This is a genomic window from Candidatus Palauibacter sp. (assembly GCF_965216145.1).
Taxonomy (GTDB): Bacteria; Gemmatimonadota; Gemmatimonadetes; order Palauibacterales; family Palauibacteraceae; genus Palauibacter.
Map to the genome: position 1 here is coordinate 1,780,146 of NZ_OZ244149.1, position 24,627 is coordinate 1,804,772.

A 24,627-nucleotide genomic window follows, 5' to 3' on the forward strand; every position below is an offset into this window, starting at 1 on the left:
GCCTCAGCGGTTCCCGCGATAGCTCCTCACGGGCGGGAGCCGGGCCCCGGTCCCGCCGGGCGGCTCCGTCTCCTCCACGACCTCGAGCCGCAGCGTGCCGATCCCATCGATCGAGGCCGAGACCACCTCGCCGGGCTGCAGGAATCGCGTCTCCCCGCGGACCGCGGTGCCCATGCCGACGCCGCCCGAGGTGCCGTTGTTGACCACATCCCCCGGGAACAGGGTCGCGATCGAGGAACCGTACTCGACCAGTTCCCACAGCGTGTGGATCATGTCCCCCGCGGTCGCCTCCTGCATGCGCTCCCCGCCTACGTCCAGCGTCTGGCGCAGCCTCTCCATGGGGTCGCCGTAGAACTCCTTCGGGATGATCCACGGACCCATCGGCGCGAACGTGTCGTGACCCTTCCCGACGAACCAGTCGGAGGTCATGGGATTGCCGCCGGGCGGCCGTCCGCCGCGGTCGGAGACATCGATCGTCACCGTATACCCGAACACATGATCCTCGGCGTTCTCGGCGGAAACGTACTTGGCGCTGCGCCCGATCACGGCGCCGAGTTCCACCTCCCAGTCGGTGCGGTCCCGGCCGAAGGGGATCACGATCTGGTCGCCGTCGCCGATCACCGCGCCGCGCGACGGCTTGAGGAACAGGTAGGGGACGCCGCGGTTCTCACGCCGCTGGCGGCGGGCTTCGCTTCTCTCCTCCTCGCCGCCCGCCTCGTTGACGTGGCTGTAGAAGTTGACCGCCGCGTTCAGGATCTTGCCGGGGTACATGATCGGCGGAAGGGTCCGCACGTCCTCGAGATCGTGGACGAAATCGGCTCTGTCACTCCCCGACAGCCGGCTCCGGGCCACGAGGTCGTTCACGATCTCGTACAGGCGGAGCCGAACCCCGTACTCGTAGCGGCCGATGAGGTCGACCATGTCGGCGGGCGGTGGCACCGGCGGATAGTCGGGATTTCGCTCGAGAGCCCGGTTCGCAGGCTCGATGTCGACGATGAGGGCGTCGCGCAGCACGAGGGCGACGCGCGGAACGCCGTCGATCTCGAACGTCCCCACCTTGAACGGCTCCGCGATCTCGATCTCCGGCCCCCGCTGGGCCGAGAGCGGAGCGGAGGACACGAGGGCCGCGGCCGCCAGAACGGCGAGGGCCGCGCGAGTCGTGGCCGAAGCGGCCGAAGTGGTCTGTCTCATGAGGGTGTCTCCCGCGCTCGTGGCGTCAGTTACCGGGGTCCCGCCTGTACGACCACAAGGGAGGCAGTCGAACGCCGATTTCTCCGGGCGGCGGCGTTCCCGCCACGACCGGGAGCTGGAGCGTACCGATCCCGTCGATGGTGGCCGTGACGACCTCGCCCGGCTGCAGGAATCGAGCGGTGCCCTCGCCGACGCCGCCCGAGGTGCCGTTGTTGATCACGTCACCCGGGAAGAGGGTCAGGATCGAGGAGGCGTATTCGACCAGTTCCCACAGCGAGTGGATCATGTCTGTCGCCGTCGCCTCCTGCATGCGCTCTTCGCCCACGTCCAGCGTCTGCCGGAGCATCTCCATCGGGTCGCCGTAGAACTCCTTTGGGACGATCCACGGGCCCATCGGTGCAAACGTGTCGTGACCCTTCCCGACCAGCCAGTCCGAAGCCGTGGGGTTGCCGCCCGGCGGCCGCCCGCCCCGGTCGGACACATCGATCGTCACGGTGTACCCGAAGATGTGTTCCTGGGCATCCTCCGCGGCGACGTACTTCGTCGCCCGCCCGATGACCGTGCCGAGTTCCACCTCCCAGTCGGTCTGGTCTCGGCCGTAGGGAACGACGATGCGATCGTTGGCCCCGATCACCACGCCGCGCGACGGCTTGAGGTACAGGTAGGGCACCCCCCGGTTCTCGCGGCGCTCTCGGCGAGCTTCGGCTCTCTCCTCCTCGGTGCCCGTCTCGGCGACGCGGCTGTAGAAGTTGGTCGCCGCGTTCAGGATCTTGCCCGGAAACATGATGGGCGGGAGGATCCGCACGTCCTCGACATCGTGGATGAATTCCGCCCTCTCCGGCCCGGTCAGGCGTTGGCCGGTCACGAGGCCGTTGACGATCTCATACAGGCGGAGCCGAACCCCGTACTCGTAGCGGCCGATGAGGTCGAGCATGTCGGTGGGCGCCGGAACCCGCGGATAGTTGGGATTCCGTTCGAGTTCCAGGTTCGCCGCCGCGATGTCGACGATGTAGTGGTCGCGCAGCACGAGCCCGACGGTGCGGAGGCCCCCGATCTCGAACGTCCCCACCTTGAACGGTTCCGCGATCTGGAGATCCGGCTCGCCCTGGGCCGCGAGGGAAGCTGCGGAAGAGAGGCCCGCGACCAAACACGCTGCGAGCGCCCATCCCATACCCGCTCGTCCGATCAGTGCAGGCTTCGGTGCTGATCTTGGTGATGTCCTCATGGGACTCTCCTCTCTGCTGGGGTACGGAAGGATCAAGGGACCAGGCCGTCCAGTCCCTGGATGGTGGCTGTCGAAGGACCGCGTTCGGCCTGCAGCCGCCGGGCCGTGGCCTCCGAGGCGCGCATGACCCGGAGCAGGTTGTCGGCGGCCAGCGCGCGAAGCTCGGATTCGGTCCATCCGCGGCGCGAGAGTTCGGCGAACAGGGCCGGGTACGTCGAAACGTCCTCGAGTCCGACCGGTCCCCGGTCGATGCCGTCGAAGTCTCCGCCGATGGCGACGTGCTCGATCCCGGCCACGGCGCGCACATGCTCGATGTGGGCCACCACGTCGGCCATGGTGGCCCGCGGGCGCCCCTCGGGCGGTCCGGAGTAGTCCGCGACCGCCTGATTCACGAACGACTCCACGAACGTCACCATGACCACGCCGCCGTTCTCGGGCAGGCGCCGCAACACGTCGTCGGGCACGTTGCGCGGATGGTCGGTGACGCCGCGGGCGGAGGAGTGGGAGAAGATGACGGGGGCTTCCGCGACATCGAGTGCGTCGTGCATCGACTCGGGCGACACGTGCGAGATGTCGACCAGCATGCCGAGCCAGTTCATCTCCCGCACCACCTCTTCGCCGAAGGCGGTGAGCCCGCCGAACTCCGCAGCTTCGCAGCACGAGTCCGCCCAGTCGATGTTGGCGCTGTGCGTGAGCGTCATGTACCGGACGCCGAGGTGATAGAAGGCGCGCAGCGCGCCGAGCGAGTTCTCGATCGCATGGCCGCCCTCGATGCCGAGCATGGAGGCGACCTTCCCGCGGTGGAACTGGCCCATCACCTCCGCGGCGGTGACGGCGAGGCCGAGGTCCTCGCGGTGATCGGAGATGATCTGGTGCGCGATGTCGATCTGCTCCAGCTGCATGCGGGCGCCGCCGCCCTCCTCCATGACCGAGGCGGGGACGTAGACGGACCAGAACTGGGCCCCGACGCCGCCGGCCCGGAGGCGGGCGAGGTCCGTGTGGCCCTGTGTGGGCTTCGAGATGTCGTAGGCCCGGACGTCCATCGGCGGGTCCGCGTTGCGGATCGCCCACGGCAGATCGTTGTGGCCGTCGAACATCGGGACGCTGGAGAGGACGCGCTTCGCGATCTCGAGGTGCTCGTCCTGCGCCCGGAGACCCGGCGGGGCGAGCGTCAGCGCCACGAATACCGTAGCCAGTGCGGCGGAGAGCACCCCCAACGATGTGCGAACGGAAACCTGCATGATCCTCACGCCTCCAGTTGGAAGGATGGATCGGTCACCCTACGATTTTCGCGTCCGAACCGATCCGCCGCCACCCATGCCGCTTCCGGCCGTCTCGGGTGCGGAGTCGGGGTCGCGCAAGATATGTTCCGGCATGCTTCTCAACTGCGACATGGGAGAGAGTTACGGGCCCTGGGAGAAGGGGGCGGACGCCGCGGTGATGCCGCTCATCGACTGGGCGAACATCGCGTGCGGGGCACACGCCGGGGACCCCGATACGATGGCCCGGACGCTCACCCTGGCCGCCGAGCACGGGGTGAAGGCGGGGGCACACCCGGGCTATCCCGACCGGCGCAACTTCGGGCGTCTGAAGCTGGACTGGCCGGTGGACTCGCTCGTGCTCGAGGTGCAGGCCCAGATCGGCGCGCTGCGGGCGGTCGCGACCGCCCTGGGGACGCCACTCCATCACGTGAAACCCCACGGGGCGCTGTACCTCGCCATGATGGCGGATGACGGACTGCTGAGGAGGCTGGCGGAGGGGGTGGAGGCGGTGGACGGTTCGCTCGCCTTCGTCCTGCAGGCGACGCCGGATCGCGAACGGCACGCGGCGCTGCTCGAGCATACCGGGCTGGAACTGGTGTTCGAAGCGTTCGCGGATCGCGGCTACGCGGCGGACGGGCGTCTGCGGTCGCGCTCGATCCAGGGGGCGGTTCTGACGGACCCCGACGCGGTGGCGTCGCATGTGGCGCGCCTCCTGGACGGGTTCGTGGAGACACCCGAGGGGCCGCTGCGGGTGGCGGCCGAGACGCTCTGCGTGCACGGTGACAATCCCGCGGCCCGGGAGGCCCTGCTCCGGATCCGCGAACTGATACCGCGCCCGGCGTGATCGCCTTTCCGGGGCCAGCGAGCGCCCTGGTCACGCTGCCGGTCGCGCCCGACCGGGATGGGATCGCCCGCGTACTCACCCTCGAACGCTTCGCCCGCGAGAGCCTGCCCCATCTGCGGACCACGATTCCGGCCTTCAACCGACTCCTGGTCGAGGGGGCGCCGAGCCGCTGGGATCCGGCGGAAGTCGAAGCGCGCCTTGCGGCCGGCGCGCGGATCGCGCTGGAGGCCGAGCCGGAGACGACGCCGGCCGGGGCGGTCACGCTGCCGGTTTGCTACGAGCGAGAGTTGGCGCCCGATCTGGAGGAGGTGGCGGCGATCGCGGGGCTGACGCCCGATGAGGTCGTGCGCCTGCACTGTGGTTCGACGTACCTCGTGCTCGCGACGGGATTCGCCCCGGGGTTCGCCTACCTCGGCGACCTCGATGCGCGAATCGCCGCGCCCCGACTCGCGTCTCCCCGCGCGCGGGTGCCGCAGGGGGCAGTGGGGATCGCGGACCGGCGCACCGGCGTGTACCCGGCGGAGGGGCCGGGTGGGTGGCGCCTCGTCGGTCGCGTCCCGGCGGCCCTGTTCGCGGACGCGGCCGAGCGGATCGCGCGCTTCGCGCCCGGCGGCTCGGTCGAGTTCCGCCGCATCGGACGGAAGGACTACGAGACGGAGTGCGAGTGAGTTCACCGGGCGGGGACGCGGGGCCCCACGGGGTGCTGGATCGGCCCGGGCCGTACTGCTCGGTCCAGGACCTGGGGAGGCGGAGCGGCCGCCGCGCCGGTCTCGCGCCGGGGGGCGCGATGGACCAGCGCGCGTACCTGTGGGCCAATCGGCTGCTCGGCAATGAACCGGGGGCGGCCGCGCTCGAGGTCACCCTGGGAGGTCTCGACCTCCGCTTTGTCGTCGAGACCATCGTGGCGCTGACGGGGGCCGATTGCGCCGCCTCGCTCGACGGCGTCGAGACGGGCGGCTGGCGGACCCTCCGGGCCCGACCGGGCCAGGTGCTGCGGCTCCGGTACAGCGCGACCGGCATGCGCGCCTACGTCGCGTTCCCCGGCGGGCTGGAGGTCGACCGGGCGTTCGGCTCGGCATCCGCCGTGGCCCGCGACGGGTTGCCCGGGCGGCTCGGCCGGCCGCTGCGGGCGGGCGAAGCGCTCCGCTGGGCCGCCCCCGACCGGGCCTGCCCGGTCCGCCGCGTCCCGCCCACGCTCGTCCCGTCACCCCGCGCCGCGCTGGCCCTCCCGCTCGTCGTCGCCTACGAGTGGCCGGAATTCTCGCCAGCCGATCGCGACCGCGCGTTCGCCGCGGAGTGGACCGTCGACCCGGCAAGCAATCGCACCGCGGTCCGGCTGGCCGGCCCCGCCCTGGCTTCCGGCCCGCGCGTCCTCGACTCCGCGCCCCTCGTCGATGGCACCGTCCAGGTCACCGGCGACGGCCGTCCGCTCGTCTTCATGCGGGACCGCCCGACGATCGGGGGCTATCCGAAGCTCGGCGCCCTGGACCCGATCGCGCTCGATGCCCTCGCCCAGGCCAGGCCCGGCACGATCGCCCGCTTCGTCCGGGCGGAACCGGAGCCGCTGCGGCGTGCCCTGGTGCGTCGCGAGTCCTTCTTCGGGATCGGAGATTACTGACACCGCGCGCCTCGTGACCGACTTTTTGGGGGATCGCGCCGGTCGGGGTTGAATCCGGGAGCCTGTTTTTTTTATATTACGGATCCACAGGTAGTTCGGGGTGGGGTGGACAGCGGGGTGGAGGCGGTGGTGAGAATCCGTTCGGCGTTGTTGCGCTACGGCGCGCGATCCCTTCGAAGTTCGCATCTTTCATTTGCGGTGGCGGCCATCTGCCTTGCGACGGCAGTCCCCGCACACCTCCCGGGTCAGAGTCTGCGCGGGTCCACGAGTTCGCTGGACAGACAGAACCGCGCCGCCCGCGAGCACGACTTCACGTTCATCGCCTCGCCGGCGCAGGTCCGGCGGTTCGTCGACGGCGGCTATCTCGTGCGCGTGCCGGAATCGCGGGATTATCGGCTCCACAGCATCTCGTTCCCCTACGCGCGCCCCGAGGTCAAGCTCTTCATCTCGCGCCTCGCGCCGCAGTACAGGCGGGCCTGCGGCGAGCAACTCGTCGTCACGAGCCTGACCCGGCCCAGGAACCGTCAGCCGCGGAACGCCTCGCCCCGCTCCGTTCATCCGACGGGGATGGCTTTGGACCTCCGCCGGCCGGACTCCAGGTGCCGCGCGTGGCTGGAGCGGGTCCTGCTGCAGCTGGAGGGTTCCGGCGTTCTGGAGGCATCACTCGAGCGCTGGCCGCCGCACTACCACGTGGCGCTCTTCCCGCGCCAGTACGCCGCGTACGTCGAGCGCATCTCGCTCGGCAGCGCGGGACAGTACAGGGTTCGGCCGGGCGACTCGCTGTGGGAAATTGCCCGCAGGCACGACACGACCGTGACCCGCCTCCGCTCCGCGAACAACCTCGACGACAGCCGGATCTATCCGGGACAGGTCCTCACCGTCCCGAACTGAGCCGCGGGCCGAGTCGGACCGCTAGCCTCCGGCGCTGCGGCGCGGGGGGCGGCATTGCGGCCACTGGCCGGGTCCGCCGCCTGGGCCGGCCGGCAATACGCGCATATCGCGCGGCACCCGCTCGGGATCCTCGGACGCCTGGTAGACGAGCATCGCCGCGAGCGTCGCGTTATTCCGCAGGTCGTCGAACACGACTTTGTCGAACGTGTCCCGGTTCGTGTGCCAGGTGTACTGCCGGTAGTCGGGGTAGTTCGACTGCAGGCGGAACCCGGGGGCGGGCTTGCAGATGAAGGACATGTGGTCGCTGCCGCCCGTCTCCGGGACGCCGGGGATGTCGAGTTCGATGTGCCCTGTGATCTCGACCGGGATGTTCGAGAACCAGCGGCCGAAGTGGGCCCCGGCGCCGGTGAAGCCCTGCATGCGGATGTAGTCGATCCGCCACGTGCCGTTGTCCTGGTTGAACGCGGCCTGAAGGCCGTCCACGGCCTCCGGGTTGTCCGCCGCGAACGCGGTCGAGCCGATGAGGCCCTGCTCCTCGCCGCCCCAGTGTCCGACGAGGATGGTCCGCCGCGGGTTCGGGTAGGCGGCCTTCAGAAGGCGCATCGCCTCCAGCATCATGATCGTGCCGGTGCCGTTGTCCGTGGCGCCAGAGGCGCCGTCCCACGAGTCGAGGTGCGCGCTGAGGAGCACGTACTCGTCCGGAAGTTCCGTGCCGGGGATCCGACCCACGACATTGAAGGCCGGGACGTCGCCGAGGAACTCCGCGCGCGCGTCGATCCGCACCCGCGGCGACTGGCCGCGTTCGGCGAGCCGGGCCAGCAGCCCGTAGTCCTCGCAGCTCAGGTGCAGGCCGGGCACCGTGCGGGTCGGCGAGCTGAAGATCTTGTCCACCCCCCACCCCTGCGACCAGCGCCCGGTCAGCAGCGCCACCGCCCCGGCGTCGGCGATCCGCTGGGCGAAGTCGCCTCCCAGATTGCGCATACCGGAGAACCACGCCCCCCGCGCCTCGTCCCGGCTGCCGCGCATTCTCTCGACCGTCTCGGGCGTCGCGTGGTCTTCCCACGACTGGTCCTCCCTGCAGGTCGGCTCGGGGAACGATATCGCGACCGCCTTGCCGGCCACCGACGGCAGCCAGGCGTCGAACTCCTCACGCGATCCCACCTGGGGGAGCAGCACGACATCGGCCTCCACAGGACCGTCCGTTCCGGGGCTCCAGGCGAGCATCATCCCCTCGAGCGAGCGGACCCGCGGCGCAATGAGGTCGATGTGGCTGTAGCCCCGCTCCCACCCGGTCCACGTCCCGTACTCCTGCTTCTCCGCCTCGATCCCCCATTCCGCGTACCGCGCCAGCAGCCAGTCGCCCGCCGCGTCGAAAGCGGGGGATCCCATCAGCCGCGGGCCGATCGAGTCCATCAGCGCCTGCGAGAGGTCGAACGCCTGCGATCCGTCCCCCATCCCCTCCTCCCACATGAGACGGATCACGGGGTCGTCGGTGGGGAAGGTCTGGGCGGCCGAATCTCGCGCACCCGCCACGCCGGAGAGCGCCGCGAGCGCGAGGACGGTGAGGAGCGCGGAGGAAGGAATCCGCTTCATCATGCTCGATCCTTTGTAGGTTGTTTCCCGAGGGGCTAGACTGCTGCGGGCGCCAGCCCCGGGCGTGGAACTTGCGTGCCCCGGCTGCGCGCGGCCACGGCCCCGCCGTGCGGCCGGATTGTCACGTCGTGCGGCCGGATTGTCACTACAAGTCGAGAAACCGACCATCAGCCTCAAGGCACGGGCGGGCCTGCCGATGCTGGCCCTGATCCCAATGATCTTTGCCGGCGCCGGCGCGGCGCACGCGCAGGAGCCGGAAACCGTCCGCCTGTCGGGGTACGTGCGTTCGGCGGCGAACGACGAGGTGCTCCGTACCGCCCGGCTCGAGATTGTGGAGCCCGGACTCTCCATCGCGACCAACCGGTTCGGGTACTACTCCATCGAACTGGCGACCGGCGGCTACACGATCCGCGTGTCGAGACTCGGATACGAGACCGTCACCCGCGACGTGAATCTCGAGGCGACGACCTCGGCGGATTTCGCGCTTCCCCTGCGGCCGGTTTCCGTGGCCGAACTCACCGTGGAGACGGAGCACGAACCCCCGGACCTCGACCCCGGGACGGTCGAAATGAGCGTGATCCGATTCGACATCCCGGCCCTCTCGCGACTCCCCGTCGTGCTGGGTGAGGCCGATCCCGTGCGCACGCTGACGCTCTATCCCGGGATCACGACGACGAACGACGCGACGACCGCGATCAACGTGCGCGGGGGCGCGGGCGACGAGAACCTGATCCTCCTCGATGACTCCGAGGTGTTCAACCCGGCCCACGCGATCGGACTCCTCTCGAGTCGGCTGAACCTCGAGGGGCCGCTGTTCGACGGCAACGGTTCGTGGCTCGTCGCGGGGCGCCGGACCTATGCGGACCTCTTCCTCGGCCTGGCCAGCGACCCGGAGGTGAGGGAGAGCACCGCCTATTTCTACGATCTCAACGCCAAGGCCAACGCCCGCTACGGGGCGACCGGCCAGGTCATGGTGTCCGGATACTTCGGTCGCGACCGCCTCAAGGTCGGCAGCGTGGCCTCGGTGGGGTGGGGGAACGCGGCCGGCACGATGCGCTGGAATCACGGTTTCGGTTCCATCTTCTCGCACGTGACGCTGGCCTTCAGCGACTACGACTACCACATCCAGAGCGGCTTCAACGCGCGCGCCGTGTCGCTGGACTCCCGGGTCCGCCACCTGAGTCTGAGCGTCGACGAATCCTGGACGCTGGGGGCTCGCGACCAGTTGCAGTTCGGGGCGGGCATCGGGCGCTACGATCAACGCGCAGGCGCTCGCCTTCCGGCAGAGAGAGGACTCGCGTCTGGTGACGGAGGCGGTGGAGACCTCCGTGTTCGGGATCGTGCCGAGCATCAGCTACCGGCGGCGCTTCTGATGGCCGGGAGGACGGCAGTCCGTCTCGCGGCGTTGTCCGGCTGCCTCTTCGCCGCGGCCTGCGAGCGGATCGTGGAGGTCGAGATCCCCGCGCCCCCGGAGCTGAGGCTGGTCGTGGAGGGGCGGATCGCACTCGTGAAGGGAGCGCCCGGCGGGACGCAGAGGGTCCGGCTCACGACCACCGACGCCTTCTTCGGCAACCGGCCCGCGCCCCCCGCCGTGGGGGCCGGGGTCACGGTGACCGACGGGGCCGGCGGCGTCTACCCGTTCGTGGAGACGGAGCGGGGCCACTACGTGACGAACGACCTCCACGCCCGCATCGGAGAGACGTACGCGCTCTCCATCGACTATGAGGGAGATCGGTACGCCGCTTCGGCGTCGCTGACGCCGGTGGCCCCGATCGATTCCCTCTATTTCATCTTCGAGGAGGAGACGCTCGTCAACGACACGGCGGGCTACCGGGCCGCGATCGACTATACGGACCCCCCGAGCGGCCCGGACTTCTATCTGTGGGAGCAGTTCGTCGACGGAGTGAACGAGCCGCCGCCCAGTTCTGGCAATCAATTCAATCTGGTGAGCAGGGACGACCTGTACGACGGTCAGCCCGTCATCGGCTTCGAACCCAACAACGAGGTCGTGATCGAGCCCGGGGCGCACGTCATGATCCGCCAGGTCTCGCTCTCCCGGCGGGGCTACGACTACTACTACGCGCTCTTCGAGCAGAACGGGCTCGGCACGGGGAACTCGTTTTCCGTCCCGCCCGCCACCATACGGGGGAACGTCGCGAACACCACGCGCCCGGAGCAGTACCCGTTCGGGTTCTTCGGAGCCGCCGAGGTGAGCGTCGCCGACGGGACCGGGCCCGAACGGTAGCGTGTTCGACGATCCCAACACGCTGAAGACCGCCGGGGCGACGCTCGCCCTCGCGATCCTGTGGCTGGTCGAGGGTGTCCTCCCGATGTTCGAGGGGCGGAGCGAGCGGGCGCGGCACGGAGCGCGAAACCTGGCGTTTGGGGTGGGGAACGCAGCGGTCACGGCGCTCATCTTCGCCACCGCGACGCTCTTCGTCACGGAAGGGGCGAGGGAACGCGGCTTCGGCCTCCTCCATCTGCTCGGACTCCCGGGCTGGGCGCGGATCGCGGTAGCGGTCGTCGCGTTCGATGCGTGGCAGTATCTGTGGCACCGCCTCAACCACCACATCCCCTTCCTGTGGCGCTTCCACCAGGTCCATCACTCCGACGCGGAACTGGACGCCACATCGGGACTCCGCTTCCATACGGGCGAGATCGTCCTCTCCTCGATCGCCCGTCTCGCGGTGCTCCCGCTCCTGGGGCTGACGGTGGGGGAGGTGCTGATCTACGAAACCATCCTCCTCCCCATCATCCTCTTCCATCACAGCAACCTGCGCGTGCCCGGCGTTGTGGACCGCCGGCTTCGCTGGCTGATCGTCACGCCGTGGATGCACTGGGTCCATCACTCGGACTACCAGCCGGAGACGGACTCGAACTACTCGAGCATCTTCTCGTTCTGGGACCGGGTGTTCGGGAGCTTCCGCCTCCGGGCGGAACCGCGCGACATCCGGCTCGGTCTCGAGAACCTGGATCGTTCGGAGTGGGGGACGCTGCGCGGGATGCTCGCCATGCCGTTCCGCCGCACCCGGGACCGGCCCACGGCGCCCGAGCGGGCCGACCTCGACGGAATGCCGTGAGTCGCTACCGCCGGAGACGCGGCCCCTGTCTGTCGTGGCGGCCGGTTGCCGGCGTCGTCGGCGTCGTCGGCGTCGCACTATCGGCGGGGTGCGGAGCGGCGGCGGCTCCGGTTGCCCCGCCGGAGCGGCCCGCCGGTCCCGATCCGGTGCCGCCACCCGTCGACCTGTCGGTGGCGTGGGCGACCTCCGAGCCCGCGACGCAGGGGTTCGACCCGTTGTTGCTCGACGCTGCCTTCGCCGGCGCCGACGAGGCCGCGCCGAATCTGCGGGCGCTGCTCGTGGTGCGGAACGGGCGGCTCGTGCGGGAGGAATACTTCGGCGGCATGCATCGGGATTCGGCGTTCGACATGCGGTCGGTGACGAAGACCGTCACCGCGCTCCTCGTCGGCCTCGCCTCGGAGCGCGGGTCGCTCGACCCGGAAGACCGGATGACGGAGTGGCTGCAGCATCCCTCGCTGCGGGCCGAACATGACGCCATCCGCGTGCGGGACCTTCTGACGATGACGAGCGGCATCCGCTGGTCGGACGCAGAGCATTTTACCCCCTGGGCCCGCTCCGGCCGACCTGTCGGTTTCGTCCTCGACCTGCCCGTCGTCGCCGCGCCCGGTCGCCAGTTCATGTACAACACGGGCGGATCGCACCTGCTGACCGTGATCGTGAGTAGCGCGGTCGGCGGCGACGCGCTCGAGTTTGCCGAGCGGGGGCTGTTCGGCCCGCTCGGGATCGTGAACAAGCGCTGGCCGGTCATGCAGGACAGCGTGATCGTCGGCGGGGCCGCCCTGGCGCTTCGGGCGCGGGACGCCGCCAAGATCGGACAACTCCTGCTGCAGGGCGGCCGCTCCGGCGCGGAACAGGTCGTGTCGCGGGTGTGGGTGGAGGCGCAGACGGCCCGTCTCGTCTCGCTGGGCGACCTGGGCGGCGTGCTACGGGACGCGGGCTACGGCTACCAGACCTGGAACGACCGGGCGGGCGGCGACGCCAACGTGTCCGCGTTCGTCATGTGGGGATACGGAGGGCAGTTCGTCTGGGTCGTCCCCGATCGTCAACTCGTCGTGGTCAGCCAGACGCACTGGCGGGGCGTGCGCGACTACGACTTCGAGCAGGCCGGTCGCGTGGCCGATCTCGTGGTGCGTCCGGTCATCGCCGCGGCGCGTCCGATGCGCCGGTAGGGCGAGCGGAACGGGCCGCTCGGGTCCAACTCGTGCAGGAGGCCGGCGTCGGAATCCCGTCGGCTCGTACATCAGAAGTGCGGCCTCGAACGCGCGATCACGGTCAGCGGGTAGTCGGCGGGGCGGGGATCTGTTGCCAACTACTACGCCCGTCGCTGAGCGCCCCCCCCTTACCAGGGCGAGGACGGGCGACGGAGCGGTCCGATGTCGCCGCCGCCGCCGGAGAGAAACAGCCGCGCCCGTGCCTGCACACGATCGACGGCCTGCGCGTGATGATCGACGGATGCCTCTGTTCCGTCTTCCCAGTGCCGCGACACGAGTGTCTCGGCGTACGCGCGGTCGGCGGCGATCCGCTCGACGGTGCGCCGCAACTCCGGGTCGCCCAGCGCGAGCGCCAGCCGCACGGCGTCATCGATGAAGAAAGGATCCTGCGTTCCGGACAGGCGCTCCCGCGCCGTCTCGCGGACCTGCTCCACTTGGCGCGGCCCAAGCGAGCCGTCCTCGACCATGAAACGCAGCACCGTCAGCCCTCCCGACACTCGGTAAGGATGCAGGCCGGGGTCGTTGGCGGTCGCCAGAACCGCGGGGAAGGCGGCCACGCCCAGGTCCGCCAGCGCATCGTAGGCGCCGCCGTACTTCAGCGCCTCGATCATGAGCGGTATCGCGCGCGTATCCCGCAAGGCCTCGGCAGCTTCGAAAGGGACTCACTTACAAAAGTAACCATCGGTTGATGGTGGAGTATTCTAAAAGGGAATTACAAAGAAAGGTGGACACAGCATGAGTTGTGATGATAACGGGCCGGAGAAAACATATGACATTCCCCCTGCCCCAGAGAATCCTCGGGAAGCAATCATTTACCGTATCGACGAAGATGGCGCAGTACATTATCCCGGATCCTGCGATCGTGGGCGCGGGGCTCGTCCGGGAGGGTGGCCGTAGCCGGGCCGTGGAGGCCTTGACGATAGTGCGAACATAGTGTCGGACTATGGAAAAGCACCGCCCGGGGCCCTACGTTACGGAGGACTGGACAAGAGTTCACCCCGGAACGGAGGACACCCGAATGGTGCGTGGAAACGACTATACCGGACCGCGCCCGCACGTGCAAGGATCGGCGGCGGCGCTGAGGGTCCGCGGGGGCGGCGGGCGGATCACCGACGCGGGCGGCCTCGTCGTGGTTCGGAAGCTGTGGGACGCGCTGGGGCTGGGCGGCTGGATCGACCGGCGGAGCGGGAACGTCCCCGGCCGCTACCGGCCATCGCTGATGGTCGAGTCGTGGGTGGTGCTGCTCCTGTACGGCGGCGGGGTGATGGACGACCTGCCGCTTCTGGAGCGGCGGGGCGTGCGCCGCATCTTCGGCTGGGCGCGGGTGCCGCACCCGGCCACGTTCGGGCGCTGGTTGCGGGGTTCGGCGGCCGTGCTGTCGCCGCTTCTGGACGAGTTGTTGTGGCGGATGGTGCGGCGGCGCTGGGAGCTGGCCGGCGGGGCGCCCCGGTCGGCGACGATCGTCATGGACTCGACCGTCGTGGTGCGCTACGGGCTGAAGCAGGCCGGGGCGGAGCGGGGCTACAACCCGAAGAAGCCGGGCCGCCCCTCGCACCACCCCCTTCTGGCCTACGTCCTGGAGACGGGCGACTGCCTCGGCGTGCGCTGGCGGCCGGGGGGCGCGCACACGGCCCGGGGGGCGGAGGCGTGGCTGGCCGGGCTGGTGGCCCGCCTGAGGGGGGCGGGGGTGCGGCGGATCACCGTGCGGCTGGACAAGGGGTTCTTCTCCAAGTCCATCGCGCGGCGCATGGAGGAGCTCGGCGTGTCCTATCTGCTCAAGGTGCCGCGGCACGCCTGGCTCGACGGCTTCCGGGGCGCCTGGGAGACCGCCGCCCGGGACGAGGCCGGGGACCGGGAGCTGAGGACGGCCTCCGGCGAGCTGTGGGGGACCAGGCTTCTCTCGGTCGAGAGGCGGAGACGGGTCGGGCCGGACGAGGGAGAACTCGATCTCGCGGCGTGGGAGACCACGATGAGCGCCGACGTTCTGACCAACATCGGGAGCATCGGCCCCGTCGAGGCGTGGCGCGCCTACAACGCGGGCGCGGTCGTCGAGCAGCGGATCGAGGAGCTGGGCCAGCTCTCGGCCGGCCGCACCGCGGTGGACGACCTCGGCGGCAACGCCCTGCTCTGGAGCCTCGCCGTGCTCGCCTACCAACTCCTCCACATCCTGCGCGCGAACTTCCTCGGCGGCCGCTGGCGCGCCGTGCAGCCGCGCGGCATCCGGCTGCGCCTGCTGCGCGCGCCCGCGAGGATCACCTCCCACGCTCGCCGAACCTTGCTCGGGTTCGCGCGCGCCGACCCGGCCCTCGGCCTCCCGCGGCGGGGCCTCCGGACCATCGAGCGGGGTCTCCCGCCGCCCGCACCCGCCTGACCGGTCCCAACCCCGGCCTTCCGAAGGCGCCGCGCGGCGGCGCCCACTCCCCGTGTCTCCGCGAGCCGTTCGGGACCCCTCCCGAGCCCCGCCGGCCCTCCGCCGAGGCCCGGTCCGGCCTCGAAAACGCCACCGCCCGCGCCAAGTCGCCACAACCGCCGGTCATAATCGCCCTCAGGCCGCCCGACTATGCGCCAACGCAGGATCCGGGGTGAAAGACTACTTCTACGTGTGGCCCTTCGCGTACCGACGCGGAGAGGGCCGCTGATTACGGACGCAAATCGATTGCAGCGGTTCCTTCGTGAGCGTTGACAGCCGAAGGCGCGCACGATCCGGCACCTTCGTTACGTTTCGGTCGAAGAAGTCGAGGCTCATGGCTGTCCCATCCATCGAGTATGGAGACATGAGCGACTCCACCGCCGTCCGATCCGACGCCAGCGTCTCTTCCTCTCGTGCAAATCTCTGATCCTCGAATTATGAGAGGCAGGACCGCCGATATCGCCTCGCTTGCCCTCTTGAGACGGGAAGGGGTGTGCCGCTCACCGCCGCTTGAGTGTTGTGTCCTCACTGGCGTCGTGTTGCCCACAGGGATCGAGCGGACCCCTGCCGGGCGTACTCTCTCAGTTCTGCCTCCAGCTCCGGACGCTTTGTGCCGTCCAGCGCCTCATGGCCATTCTCCGCGATGTTCTCCAGAGATGCCAGCAGGTCGGGGTCGCGCAACATCGAGGCCAGAGTGATCGCCTGCTCAAGTACGAATTCTCTTTCCAACGGGTTCACAACACGCTCTTGCGGCGGGCCGAGATGCAGCCGCGCGACCTCCTTGATGTTCGCTCGCGCTTCGGCGGGCATGGTCTTTCCCCACCGAGCCTCGGCTGCGGCCAGGGCCCGCAACGAAGCGATGATATCGTCCCAAGCGGCATCCGGGGATTGCGCCCACTCTACGACCGCTGGAATGATGGCGGGGCCGAATGCCAGCAACGCCTGCTGGACCGACCCACCGGAACAGATCAGCTGCACCAGGGCCGGGATGCTGGCGGGATCCCGAAGTGAGATCACGTAGTGCATGAGGTCCAGCGAAAGCTCCAGGTGTCTGCTGCCCTCAAAGCCCGTCACGGTGCAGCCGTCCATGTGCAGTCTGGCCTCCCGGTCCAGCGCGCTGATGAGCGCTGCCGACAGTTCGGGTGTCACTACATAGTCCGGGGGGAACTTCCACCCTAACAGATCGTCCGGGTCGTAGCCCAGAGGCACCTCGCCCAGTGCGTGGGCCACCCTGTCACGGTCATGGCTCCGGAGGTCCCGGGCAATCTCGGCTTGGGACCGAGCCGGTCCGGCCTGCCCGGCCAAGGACGGGGCGGCCGTAGCGAGCGCTACCAGAGCGAGTATGATTGGATAGCGACTCTGTCTCATTCCTACCTCCAGGCCAAGTGGTTGTGATTGCCAAGTGCGTAAGAATAGTTGATGGATTCGGCTGCGTTCTGGGGGTCTGAGCCCCACTCATGGATCCGTCTCTTCAGGTCTTCCCCCCACCCCGACGCCGTATAGAAGTCTACGGCCTGGCCGAAGATGTGGTGGCTCCCGTCCGGGTTGCGACTGGTCGATACCGCAGCGTTCCGTTCCGGGCAGCGATAGCCCGACGTGTAGACCATCGAGATGTTGAAGAGGGCTTCGACCCTCGTGATTCCATTCGGTAGCGCTCCGTTGATGTACCCAAAGCCCTCGTGGCGACTGTGGTAGCCGCTGGTGCCGACGCCAATCAGCTCGGAATGAGTCTTGTTGAACTTGGTGCAAGGCCAGTCGCCCCAAACGCGCCTTTCGGCGTACTCCCTGGCCAGACCGTCTCTCGCGTCATCGCAGTCGGCGATTACGGGGTCATCATCGTCGTCATCGTCATCGCCGTCATCACCCGGATCGACCGGTATTTTCGTACCTCCGGGCGGCAAGCCACCAAGGTTGGAAGCCGGCGGCGTTATGAACACGTGAATCGGAGTCGAACTCGTGAGCCCGCCGACGCAGTCGCCGCTCGAAGCCTCGAAATCGAGCCCGAACGGACACATGACGGTGATCTCGATTATGGTGCATTTGATTCCGGCATCGCCCGGTTCGACCCAGGTTTCACAAAACTCGATCCTGCCCTGCGCGGCGCTCAGCGGTCGCGGTGCCAGCCAGTTCCAAACTCCCCGGACTCCGGACCAGGCCAGGCGGGCGGCCTCGCCCACCGGCCCGCGCGCCGCCGACCCCTGGGCCGAACTGGCGGCGACGTCGATCCCCTTGTTGCGTAGCTCGTCCTCGATGAACGCCCGCGCCTCCGACTCGCCGAGCGCCGTGTCCGGGATCTTGCACACCGACCTGATCCCCAGCCCCTTCGGCAGCGTCTCCATCTCCGCGTCGGCCGTGTCGGCGGTCGGCCGTTTCACCGTTACGTCCACCCCGTACAACAGGATGCGCAAACGACCCGAAGCCTCGCGCGCCGACGGGCTGAACCGGAGCTCGAACCGGTGTTCGACGTACAGATCGTCCCGCGTGCGGTAATGAAGCACGCAGCCGGGTTTCAGGAGGCCCCCGACCACGTCCTTGACCCGGGGGAGTTCCGCGGCATCCGCGAGAATCCCCGTGTTCGGCGCAGCCGGGACGACGGAAGCCGCTACCGGCGGCCCGACGGTCAAGGGCGGCGGGTCCGGCACCAGGGATTCGCCGCACCCCGCGAGCACGACCAGACAACCCACGCCCAGCGCCGGGTGGCCGAGAGCGGTGAGTTGGCGCGGCGAGGGCGAACGGCGGTATCTGCGCGCTTTCCGACGCGGCATCGAACGGAAGGGCCAGAACAACGGCCGGTCGGGAAACGGAGAGCGGGAACCGGCGCGCGAACAATTGGACATCGAGCCTCCCGGGTCTAAGGCAGCCGCGCCCGGGACTCACGCCCGGGACTCACGCCCGGGACTCACGCCCGAAGATGCTGCGATAGGGCCCCCCTAAACAAGGGGGAGCCTTGTCCAACGGCACATGAGCCTGAACGGGGGACGGGTTTCCACCGGGAGGTGAGCCTGAAGCGCGGGGCGATGAGATCATGGAGGCATGATCGTGACGCTTCGCACCGAACGGATCCGCACCTTGGAGCAGGTTCGCGCCTTCCTCGACGGCAACGAGGCGGCCGACTTCGTCTTGGCCGACCGTGACTCGGCCTACGTCCTCGTACGCCGGACGCTGGAGAGGTTCGGCTACCACCACCGTCCGGGGAGGTCGGACAAGGGGCTCCTCGGGGCCTACCTGGCCAAGGTGACCGGCCTCTCGCGGGTTCGGACCCGCCACCAAGGAGATCCTCCGCCGCCAGTACGAGGTCCACGGCGACGGGCGCTGCGAGCGCCTCGCGCGCATCTCCAACGGCCACATTTACAACCTCCGCGCGCGGCGAGACTACCGCCTGGGAGCCCTCTCCCTGGACAAGACCCGCCCCGTCCAGGTCTCCATCGGCGTCCGCCGCAGGCCCGACCCCCAAGGCCGCCCCGGCTTCGTCCGCGTCGACTACCGCGAACAGGACGTCGCCACCCCCTACGAGAAGCTCAAGTCCCTCCCCGATGCCGAGAACTTCCTCCGTGACGGCGTCACCTTCGAACAGCTCGACAAGACCGCCGCGGCCACCTCGGGCCTCGATGCCGCCAAGGCCGTCCGCGTGGCCCGCCCGTCAGCTGGTCCGAGACCTCGCCGACGCCGGCACCTTCGCCGCTTGAAGAACCAGATGAGGAACCACGGAAAAGCCGCCGCACGCCCCGGCCGTTGCGAGCCGTACCGCCAGCATCAACACTGCTTCCAGATGCTAAACCGGCCCCGCGCCCTCACCCAGGCCGAGGCCTCCTTCAGGCTCATCTCCGTATTGGAAAAGACTGGGACGGGCCGCACGTGCAGGGAGTGTAATTGGAGTTGCCCGGTTTGACGGCGGCGGCCGCGGACACGAGCGTAGCGGGGTCGCCGCTGGCGGAACTGTCGCGGTCCGCGGCAAGATCCGGATCTGCCGTGCCGCCGTGCGATGTCGGCGTGTACTTTACTCGTGGTCCTCCAGTCGGGTCACCCGGGAGAAATCGCTCGATGCGCATCACCACCGTCCTCGCCGGGATACTCGCCGCCGCGGGCATGACGCCGGCGGCCGCCCAGCAGCCGGTACGGGGGCTGCTCGATCCGCCCCCCATGGACGACAGTCCCGGCATGCAGGTGTTTGTCGCCTCGTGCGCGGAATGTCACTCCGGGCAACGCACGGTGCGCGCCCCCGGGCTCACGACGCTCGGGGCCATGACGCCGCGCGCGGTCCTGAGTGCGCTGGAGGGCGGACGCATGCGCCGGCACGGCGAGCAGCTCACGCCCGAGGAGCGGCGCGTCGTGGCGGAATGGCTCACGGGTGAGACGCTCGTCGAGACCCGCCTGCCCTCCTCCGCCTTCTGTGCGAGCCCGCCGGAGCGAGCGGGCGCCGTGCACTGGTCCGGCTGGGGCGGGGGCGCGGGCGAAACGGGGTTCGTCGACGCGAGCCGCGCCGGGCTGACGGCCGCCGACCTGCCGAAGCTCGAACTCGCGTGGGCGTTCGGTTTCCCTGACGCGACCCAGGTGCGCTCGAAGCCGGCGGTCCTCGGCGACCGAATCCTCGTCGGCTCGGCGTACGGCGAGGTGTACTCGATCGACCTCGCGACGGGCTGCGTACACTGGGTGTTCGCGGCGGACGCGGCGGTGCGCGGTGCGATCGCGATCGGCGACGGGCCGGACGGGGAACAGACCGCGTTCTTCGCCGACTTCGGGACGAACGTGTTTGCGATCGACGCGGTCACGGGCGAACTCCGGTGGCGGGCGACCGCCGGGACGCATTCCGACCACGTGGTCACGGGGAGCGTGGCGGTCCACGAGGGCCGGGTCTTCGTCCCGCTCTCCTCGATGGAGATCCTCACCGCCGGAAATCCTACCTACGAGTGCTGCACCTCCAGCGGGGGCGTCGTCGCGTTCTCGTCGCAGACGGGCGAGCAACTGTGGGCGTTCATGACCGTTCCCGAGACGCCCCGGCACGTGGGTGAGAACGAAGTCGGAGCGCGGGTACTCGCGCCGTCGGGCGCGCCGGTGTGGTCCAGTCCCACCGTCGACGCCGAACGCGGCCTCCTCTACATCGGGACGGGCGAGAACTACACCCGACCGACGACCGGGGCGAGCGACGCCATCATCGCGCTCGACATGGCGACGGGGACGGCGGCCTGGACGTTCCAGGGGAGGGAGGGCGACGCCTGGAACATGGCCTGCCAGACGCCGCGAAACTTCCAGAACTGCCCCGACCCGTCCGGTCCCGATCACGACTTCGGGATGGCGCCGATCCTCGTCACCCGCGACGACGGGTCCCAGCTGCTCGTGGCGGGCCAGAAGTCGGGGATGGTGTGGGCCCTGGACCCCGATGCGGCGGGCGAACTCGTGTGGGCGCGCCGGATCGGGAAGGGGAGCGCGCTCGGCGGCATCCACTGGGGGCTGGTGTCGGATGGGCGGCGCGCCTACGTGCCGAACGTCGACCATGCGTTCGCGGTCATGGTCGACCCCCGCACCGGCGTCTTGACGCAGGCGAACAGCGAGGATCCTCCCGCGCCAGGCGTCTACGCGCTCGAACTGGCAGCCGGGGAGGTGCTGTGGCGCGCCGAGCCCGACCTGACCGTCTGCCAGGGACGGCCCGGCTGCATGCCCTACTTCTCCGCCGCGCCGACCGCGATCGAGGGTGCCGTGCTGGCCGGGAGCCTGGACGGCCACCTGCGCGCCTACTCGACGGAGGACGGCTCGGTACTGTGGGATGTGGACACCGCCCGCGAGTTCGAGACCGTGAACGGCGTGCCGGGCCGCGGCGGCGCGCTCGACGGCCCGGGGCCGGTCGTCGCGCGCGGCTACATTCTCGTGAACTCGGGATACGACCTGTTCAGCCAGATGCCCGGCAATCTTCTTCTCGCCTATCGCATTCGTCCCCAGGAACCGTCGCCGTGAGGCTCGCCATGCGCGTTCGCAATTCGAACCTGCTCTCGTCGATCACCCTCGCCGCGGCGTTCGCGGCCCACGGACTCGCCGCGCAGGAGCGTCGCCCCCTCGCGCTCGAGGACTACTACCGGCTGCAGGACGCGGGGAGTCCCGCCCTGTCGCCCGATGGATCGCAGGTCGCCTACGTCGTGACTTCGGTCCTCGAGGAGGAGAACCGCCGACACAGCGAGATCTGGCTCACCGACGCCGACGGGTCCGGGGATCCGATGCGCGTGACGAGCCCGAGCTTCAGCGCCTCCTCGCCCCGCTGGAGCCCGGAGGGCCGCTACCTCGTCTTCACCTCGAGCCGGCCCGGCCCGGACGGTTCGCGCGAAGGGAGCACCTGGTTCCTGAGGATGGATCGCCCGGCGGGGGAAGCCTCCCAGCTCCCGGGATTGGGCGGGTCCCCGGTGTTCAGTCCGGACGGCCGCTGGATCGCCTTCACCCGGCCCACTCCGCCCCCGCCCCCGCCGGAGCGAAGCTACGCCTCCGACTTCGAGCGGCGGACGGTCGAGCGCTTCGACGGGCGGGTGTATGACTGGATGAACTACCGCTTCGACCGGCGCGGATACCTGCCGGACCCGCGCGATCCGAACGCGACGCCGCCCCGGGAAGTGTACCTGCTCCCGTCCGAGGGCGGAGAGCCGCGACAGCTCACGGAACTCGACTTCGACGCCTCCGGACTCGCGTGGAGTCCCGACAGCCGGCAACTCGCCTTCACGGCCGACGCCCACCAGCGCGACGAACACAGCTACGAGCGGGCCGATCTCTGGGTCGTCGATTTGGACCGCGAGGTCCGGCGGCTCACGGACGACGGCTACAGCTACTCGTCCCCCGCCTGGTCTGCGGATGGCGAACGGATCGTCGTGAGGGGCAACGAGGGTCTCGACATCATCATCGCCGAAGGACGTGACCGCGGGGCGCCGTCCGACCTGTTCGTGTTCGACGCGGAGAGCGGGACGCGCGTCCACAACCTCACCTCCGAATGGGATCTGATCCCGGGGGGACCCGAGGTGAGCGCGGACGGCCGGTACGTCTACTTCTCCGCCGGGATCCGGGGCAGCACGCATCTCTTCCGCGTCGCCGAGGCCGGAGGTGCGGTCGAGCAGGTGACCGAGGGCGATCGGCGGCTCGGCAGCTTCTCGTTCTCCGAGGACTTCTCACGCATGGCGTTCCGGATGACGGCGCCGACCGAGCCGGGCGATGTCTGGACCGCCGATGCGGGAGGAGGGAGCGAAGTTCGCCTCACCGAGATCAATCGCGACCTGCTCGCCGAGATCGAACTGTTGCGTCCCGAGCGCCTCCTCTTCCAGAGCCCGGACGGGACGGAGGTCGAGGGCTGGATGCTCCCCGCGCGCGGATACGCGGCCGGGCAGGGCGGGTTCCCGATGGTGCTGCAGATGCACGGCGGGCCGCACGGGGCGTACGGAAACACGTTCTCGTTCGACCAGCAGTTGCTCGCGGGGCGCGGGTTCATGGTGCTGTTCACCAACCCGCGGGCTTCGACCGGATACGGCGAGGACTTCCGCTGGGGGACGTGGGGCGGCTGGGGCTTCAACGACTACGACGACGTGATGGCCGGTGTCGACCACGCGATCGCGAACTACGACATCGACACCGACCGCATGGGCGTGACCGGCTATTCCTACGGCGGCTACCTCACGAACTGGGTCATCACGCAGACCGACCGCTTCGCCGCCGCCGTCGCCGGGGCCTCGATCTCCAACTGGGTGAGCGACTACGGCGTGGCCGATATCCCGCGTACGAAGGAGAGCGAGTTCTTCGGGCCGCCGTGGGAGGAGCGGGGACTCGAGAATCTGCTGCGGTCCTCTCCCATCATCCACGCGAAGGGCGTGACCACGCCGACCCTCTTCGTCCACGGGGAGTACGACCACCGCGTGCCGGTCGAAGAGGCTGAACAGATGTACGTGGCGCTCCGCAAGCAGCAGGTGCCGGCGAAGTTCGTGCGCTATCCGGAGTCCTACCACGGAGGCTGGACGCCGTGGCGCATGATGCACCGCATGTGGGTCCAACTCGAATGGTGGGAGGAATGGCTGCGCTCCCCCTCGACGTCCGAGCAGTGATCCGGGAGATCCGGGACATGAGACGGGCCGGTCTCGCAGCCATCCCCCTCTTCCTGGCCGGCTGTGCGTCGGGGCGTGCTCAGGTGGAGACCGCGAGCATCCCCACTGCGACGCCGACCCCATCCGTCGCGGGGACGGCGACATCTTCGGCCGAAACGGGCAGCGCCGCGCTGTTCAACGATTCCCATTTACACCTCCTGAACTACATCCAGCGAGGCGGAACGGCGCGGGATTATCTGGACATGACGGCCGGTCGCGTCGGGCGGGTGGCCATGTTCGGGATCCCGCTGCAGCAGAAATGGGACTACTTCCTGTCGGGCGACCACGCGCCCGATTACTACCTGAGTTCGAACGCCGACCTGTACTACTATTCGTTCGTGGACGCGGTGATCGCGCAGGAATACCTGGCCTTGCCGGAGGAGGACCGCCGGCGCGTCGATCCCATGATCACGGGCTTCAACCCGGCGGACATGTACGCCTCCGACCACATTGAGCGCGCCCTGCTCACCTTCCCCGGCGTGTTCGCCGGCATCGGCGAGTTCAGCATCCACAAGGAGTTCGTGTCGTCCAAGGTCTCGGGACACGCGGCGAGTCTGCGCAACCCGGCCCTTGACCGAATCCTGGCCACCGCCGGGGAGATCGGCCTGGTCGTCATCTTCCACAACGATATCGATCACGTCCGCCCCAACGAGCCGCCGCATCACGCGGCGGAACTGCTGGATATCTTCGCCCGCCACGCAGAGACGACGATCATCTGGGCGCACACGGGCCTGGGGCGCTTCATCGCGCCGTCTGAAGGGCACGTCGTCTGGCTCGACCGCATGCTCTCCGATCCGCGCTACGACCATGTGGCCCTCGACATCTCCTGGGACGAAGTCGCGCAATACCTCGTCCGGGACGACGCGTCGCTCGAGGCATGGACCGCGCTGATCGAGGGGCATCCGACGCGGTTCCTGTTCGGCACCGACGCCGTGGCCCCCGCCGACTGGGACGCCTACGTCGGCAACTACACGGTATACGACCCGCTGTGGGAACGGCTCGACCCGACGGTCCGGGAACAGGTCGAGCGCCTCAACTACGAGCGCATCTTCGACGCGGCGATCCCCCGAGTCCGCGCCTGGGAGCGGCGCCAGCTGGCAGGTTCCGATGGTGGCTGAGCTCCGCCAGGGTTACCATGCACTGCAGGTCCCCCAACAGCCCGTGGCAAGAGCCCCGCTGACATGGCGCTGCTATGCTTCC

Annotated in this window: 18 protein-coding genes; 11 read left to right on the forward strand and 7 right to left on the reverse strand. The window is 69.3% G+C overall.

The genetic code is table 11. From position 1 onward, the window contains the following. Positions 1-3: 3 nt before the first annotated feature. From ACOOHF_RS07820 to ACOOHF_RS07830, 3 genes are all read right to left on the reverse strand, one after another. Positions 4-1,191 carry a fumarylacetoacetate hydrolase family protein gene (locus tag ACOOHF_RS07820; RefSeq protein WP_420464072.1) on the reverse strand — a complete coding sequence of 396 codons (1,188 nt, stop codon included), beginning with the start codon at positions 1,189-1,191 and terminating at the stop codon, positions 4-6. A gap of 25 nt (positions 1,192-1,216) precedes the next feature. Beyond that, positions 1,217-2,362, reverse strand: coding sequence for a fumarylacetoacetate hydrolase family protein (locus ACOOHF_RS07825; protein ID WP_420464073.1), 1,146 nt, complete (start codon positions 2,360-2,362; stop codon positions 1,217-1,219). Positions 2,363-2,448: 86 nt separating this feature from the next. Next, positions 2,449-3,657, reverse strand: coding sequence for a dipeptidase (locus ACOOHF_RS07830; protein WP_419934449.1), 1,209 nt, complete (start codon positions 3,655-3,657; stop codon positions 2,449-2,451). A 133-nt stretch (positions 3,658-3,790) separates the two neighbouring features. On the opposite strand from ACOOHF_RS07830, the gene ACOOHF_RS07835 reads away from it, so the two are divergent. The 4 genes from ACOOHF_RS07835 (at position 3,791) to ACOOHF_RS07850 (ending at position 7,031) form a co-directional block, all read left to right on the forward strand. Beyond that, positions 3,791-4,522 (forward strand): 5-oxoprolinase subunit PxpA, encoded by a 732-nt coding sequence (locus ACOOHF_RS07835; RefSeq protein WP_420464074.1) that lies wholly within the window; start codon positions 3,791-3,793, stop codon positions 4,520-4,522. Then, a complete protein-coding gene (locus ACOOHF_RS07840) occupies positions 4,519-5,190 on the forward strand; it encodes a 5-oxoprolinase subunit B family protein (protein WP_419934451.1) in 672 nt (223 codons plus the stop codon). Before ACOOHF_RS07835 ends, ACOOHF_RS07840 begins: the two co-directional genes overlap by 4 nt. Then, positions 5,187-6,140: a biotin-dependent carboxyltransferase family protein gene (locus ACOOHF_RS07845; RefSeq protein WP_420464075.1), complete on the forward strand. Its 954-nt coding sequence runs from the start codon at positions 5,187-5,189 to the stop codon at positions 6,138-6,140. Before ACOOHF_RS07840 ends, ACOOHF_RS07845 begins: the two co-directional genes overlap by 4 nt. A 129-nt stretch (positions 6,141-6,269) precedes the next feature. Beyond that, positions 6,270-7,031 (forward strand): DUF5715 family protein, encoded by a 762-nt coding sequence (locus ACOOHF_RS07850; protein ID WP_420464076.1) that lies wholly within the window; start codon positions 6,270-6,272, stop codon positions 7,029-7,031. A 21-nt stretch (positions 7,032-7,052) separates the two neighbouring features. On the opposite strand, the gene ACOOHF_RS07855 is transcribed toward ACOOHF_RS07850, so the two are convergent. Further along, the gene (locus ACOOHF_RS07855) at positions 7,053-8,624 is read right to left on the reverse strand and encodes a M20/M25/M40 family metallo-hydrolase (RefSeq protein WP_420464077.1); all 1,572 of its coding nucleotides are present in this window, start codon (positions 8,622-8,624) and stop codon (positions 7,053-7,055) included. Positions 8,625-8,820: 196 nt separating this feature from the next. Between ACOOHF_RS07855 and ACOOHF_RS07860 the strand changes: the two genes are divergently transcribed. From ACOOHF_RS07860 to ACOOHF_RS07870, 3 genes are read left to right on the forward strand one after another with little or no spacing between them, the layout of a single operon-like run. Further along, positions 8,821-10,869 carry a DUF4249 family protein gene (locus tag ACOOHF_RS07860; RefSeq protein ID WP_420464078.1) on the forward strand — a complete coding sequence of 683 codons (2,049 nt, stop codon included), beginning with the start codon at positions 8,821-8,823 and terminating at the stop codon, positions 10,867-10,869. A 1-nt stretch (position 10,870) separates the two neighbouring features. Further along, positions 10,871-11,704, forward strand: a complete 834-nt coding sequence (locus ACOOHF_RS07865; RefSeq protein WP_420464079.1) for a sterol desaturase family protein — start codon at positions 10,871-10,873, stop codon at positions 11,702-11,704. Next, complete coding sequence (locus tag ACOOHF_RS07870) at positions 11,701-12,873, forward strand: serine hydrolase domain-containing protein (RefSeq protein WP_420464080.1); 1,173 nt, start codon at positions 11,701-11,703, stop codon at positions 12,871-12,873. Before ACOOHF_RS07865 ends, ACOOHF_RS07870 begins: the two co-directional genes overlap by 4 nt. Before the next feature lie 170 nt (positions 12,874-13,043). Here ACOOHF_RS07870 and ACOOHF_RS07875 read toward each other — a convergent pair whose 3' ends face one another. Continuing rightward, positions 13,044-13,553, reverse strand: a complete 510-nt coding sequence (locus ACOOHF_RS07875) for a hypothetical protein (protein WP_420464081.1) — start codon at positions 13,551-13,553, stop codon at positions 13,044-13,046. Positions 13,554-13,972: 419 nt separating this feature from the next. Between ACOOHF_RS07875 and ACOOHF_RS07880 the strand changes: the two genes are divergently transcribed. Continuing rightward, positions 13,973-15,286: an IS1380 family transposase gene (locus ACOOHF_RS07880; RefSeq protein WP_420464082.1), complete on the forward strand. Its 1,314-nt coding sequence runs from the start codon at positions 13,973-13,975 to the stop codon at positions 15,284-15,286. Positions 15,287-15,850: 564 nt separating this feature from the next. Here the strand turns inward: ACOOHF_RS07880 and ACOOHF_RS07885 are convergent. After that, on the reverse strand, positions 15,851-16,555 hold the full coding sequence (locus ACOOHF_RS07885; protein ID WP_420464083.1) for a hypothetical protein: 705 nt from the start codon (positions 16,553-16,555) through the stop codon (positions 15,851-15,853). A gap of 140 nt (positions 16,556-16,695) precedes the next feature. Further along, complete coding sequence (locus tag ACOOHF_RS07890; RefSeq protein WP_420464084.1) at positions 16,696-18,009, reverse strand: hypothetical protein; 1,314 nt, start codon at positions 18,007-18,009, stop codon at positions 16,696-16,698. A 1,357-nt stretch (positions 18,010-19,366) separates the two neighbouring features. Here ACOOHF_RS07890 and ACOOHF_RS07895 point away from each other — a divergent pair. From ACOOHF_RS07895 to ACOOHF_RS07905, 3 genes are read left to right on the forward strand one after another with little or no spacing between them, the layout of a single operon-like run. Continuing rightward, complete coding sequence (locus tag ACOOHF_RS07895) at positions 19,367-21,274, forward strand: PQQ-binding-like beta-propeller repeat protein (protein WP_420464085.1); 1,908 nt, start codon at positions 19,367-19,369, stop codon at positions 21,272-21,274. Positions 21,275-21,282: 8 nt separating this feature from the next. After that, positions 21,283-23,388 (forward strand): prolyl oligopeptidase family serine peptidase, encoded by a 2,106-nt coding sequence (locus ACOOHF_RS07900; protein WP_420464086.1) that lies wholly within the window; start codon positions 21,283-21,285, stop codon positions 23,386-23,388. 17 nt (positions 23,389-23,405) lie between these two features. Then, positions 23,406-24,545, forward strand: coding sequence for an amidohydrolase family protein (locus ACOOHF_RS07905; RefSeq protein ID WP_420464087.1), 1,140 nt, complete (start codon positions 23,406-23,408; stop codon positions 24,543-24,545). Positions 24,546-24,627: the final 82 nt, after the last annotated feature.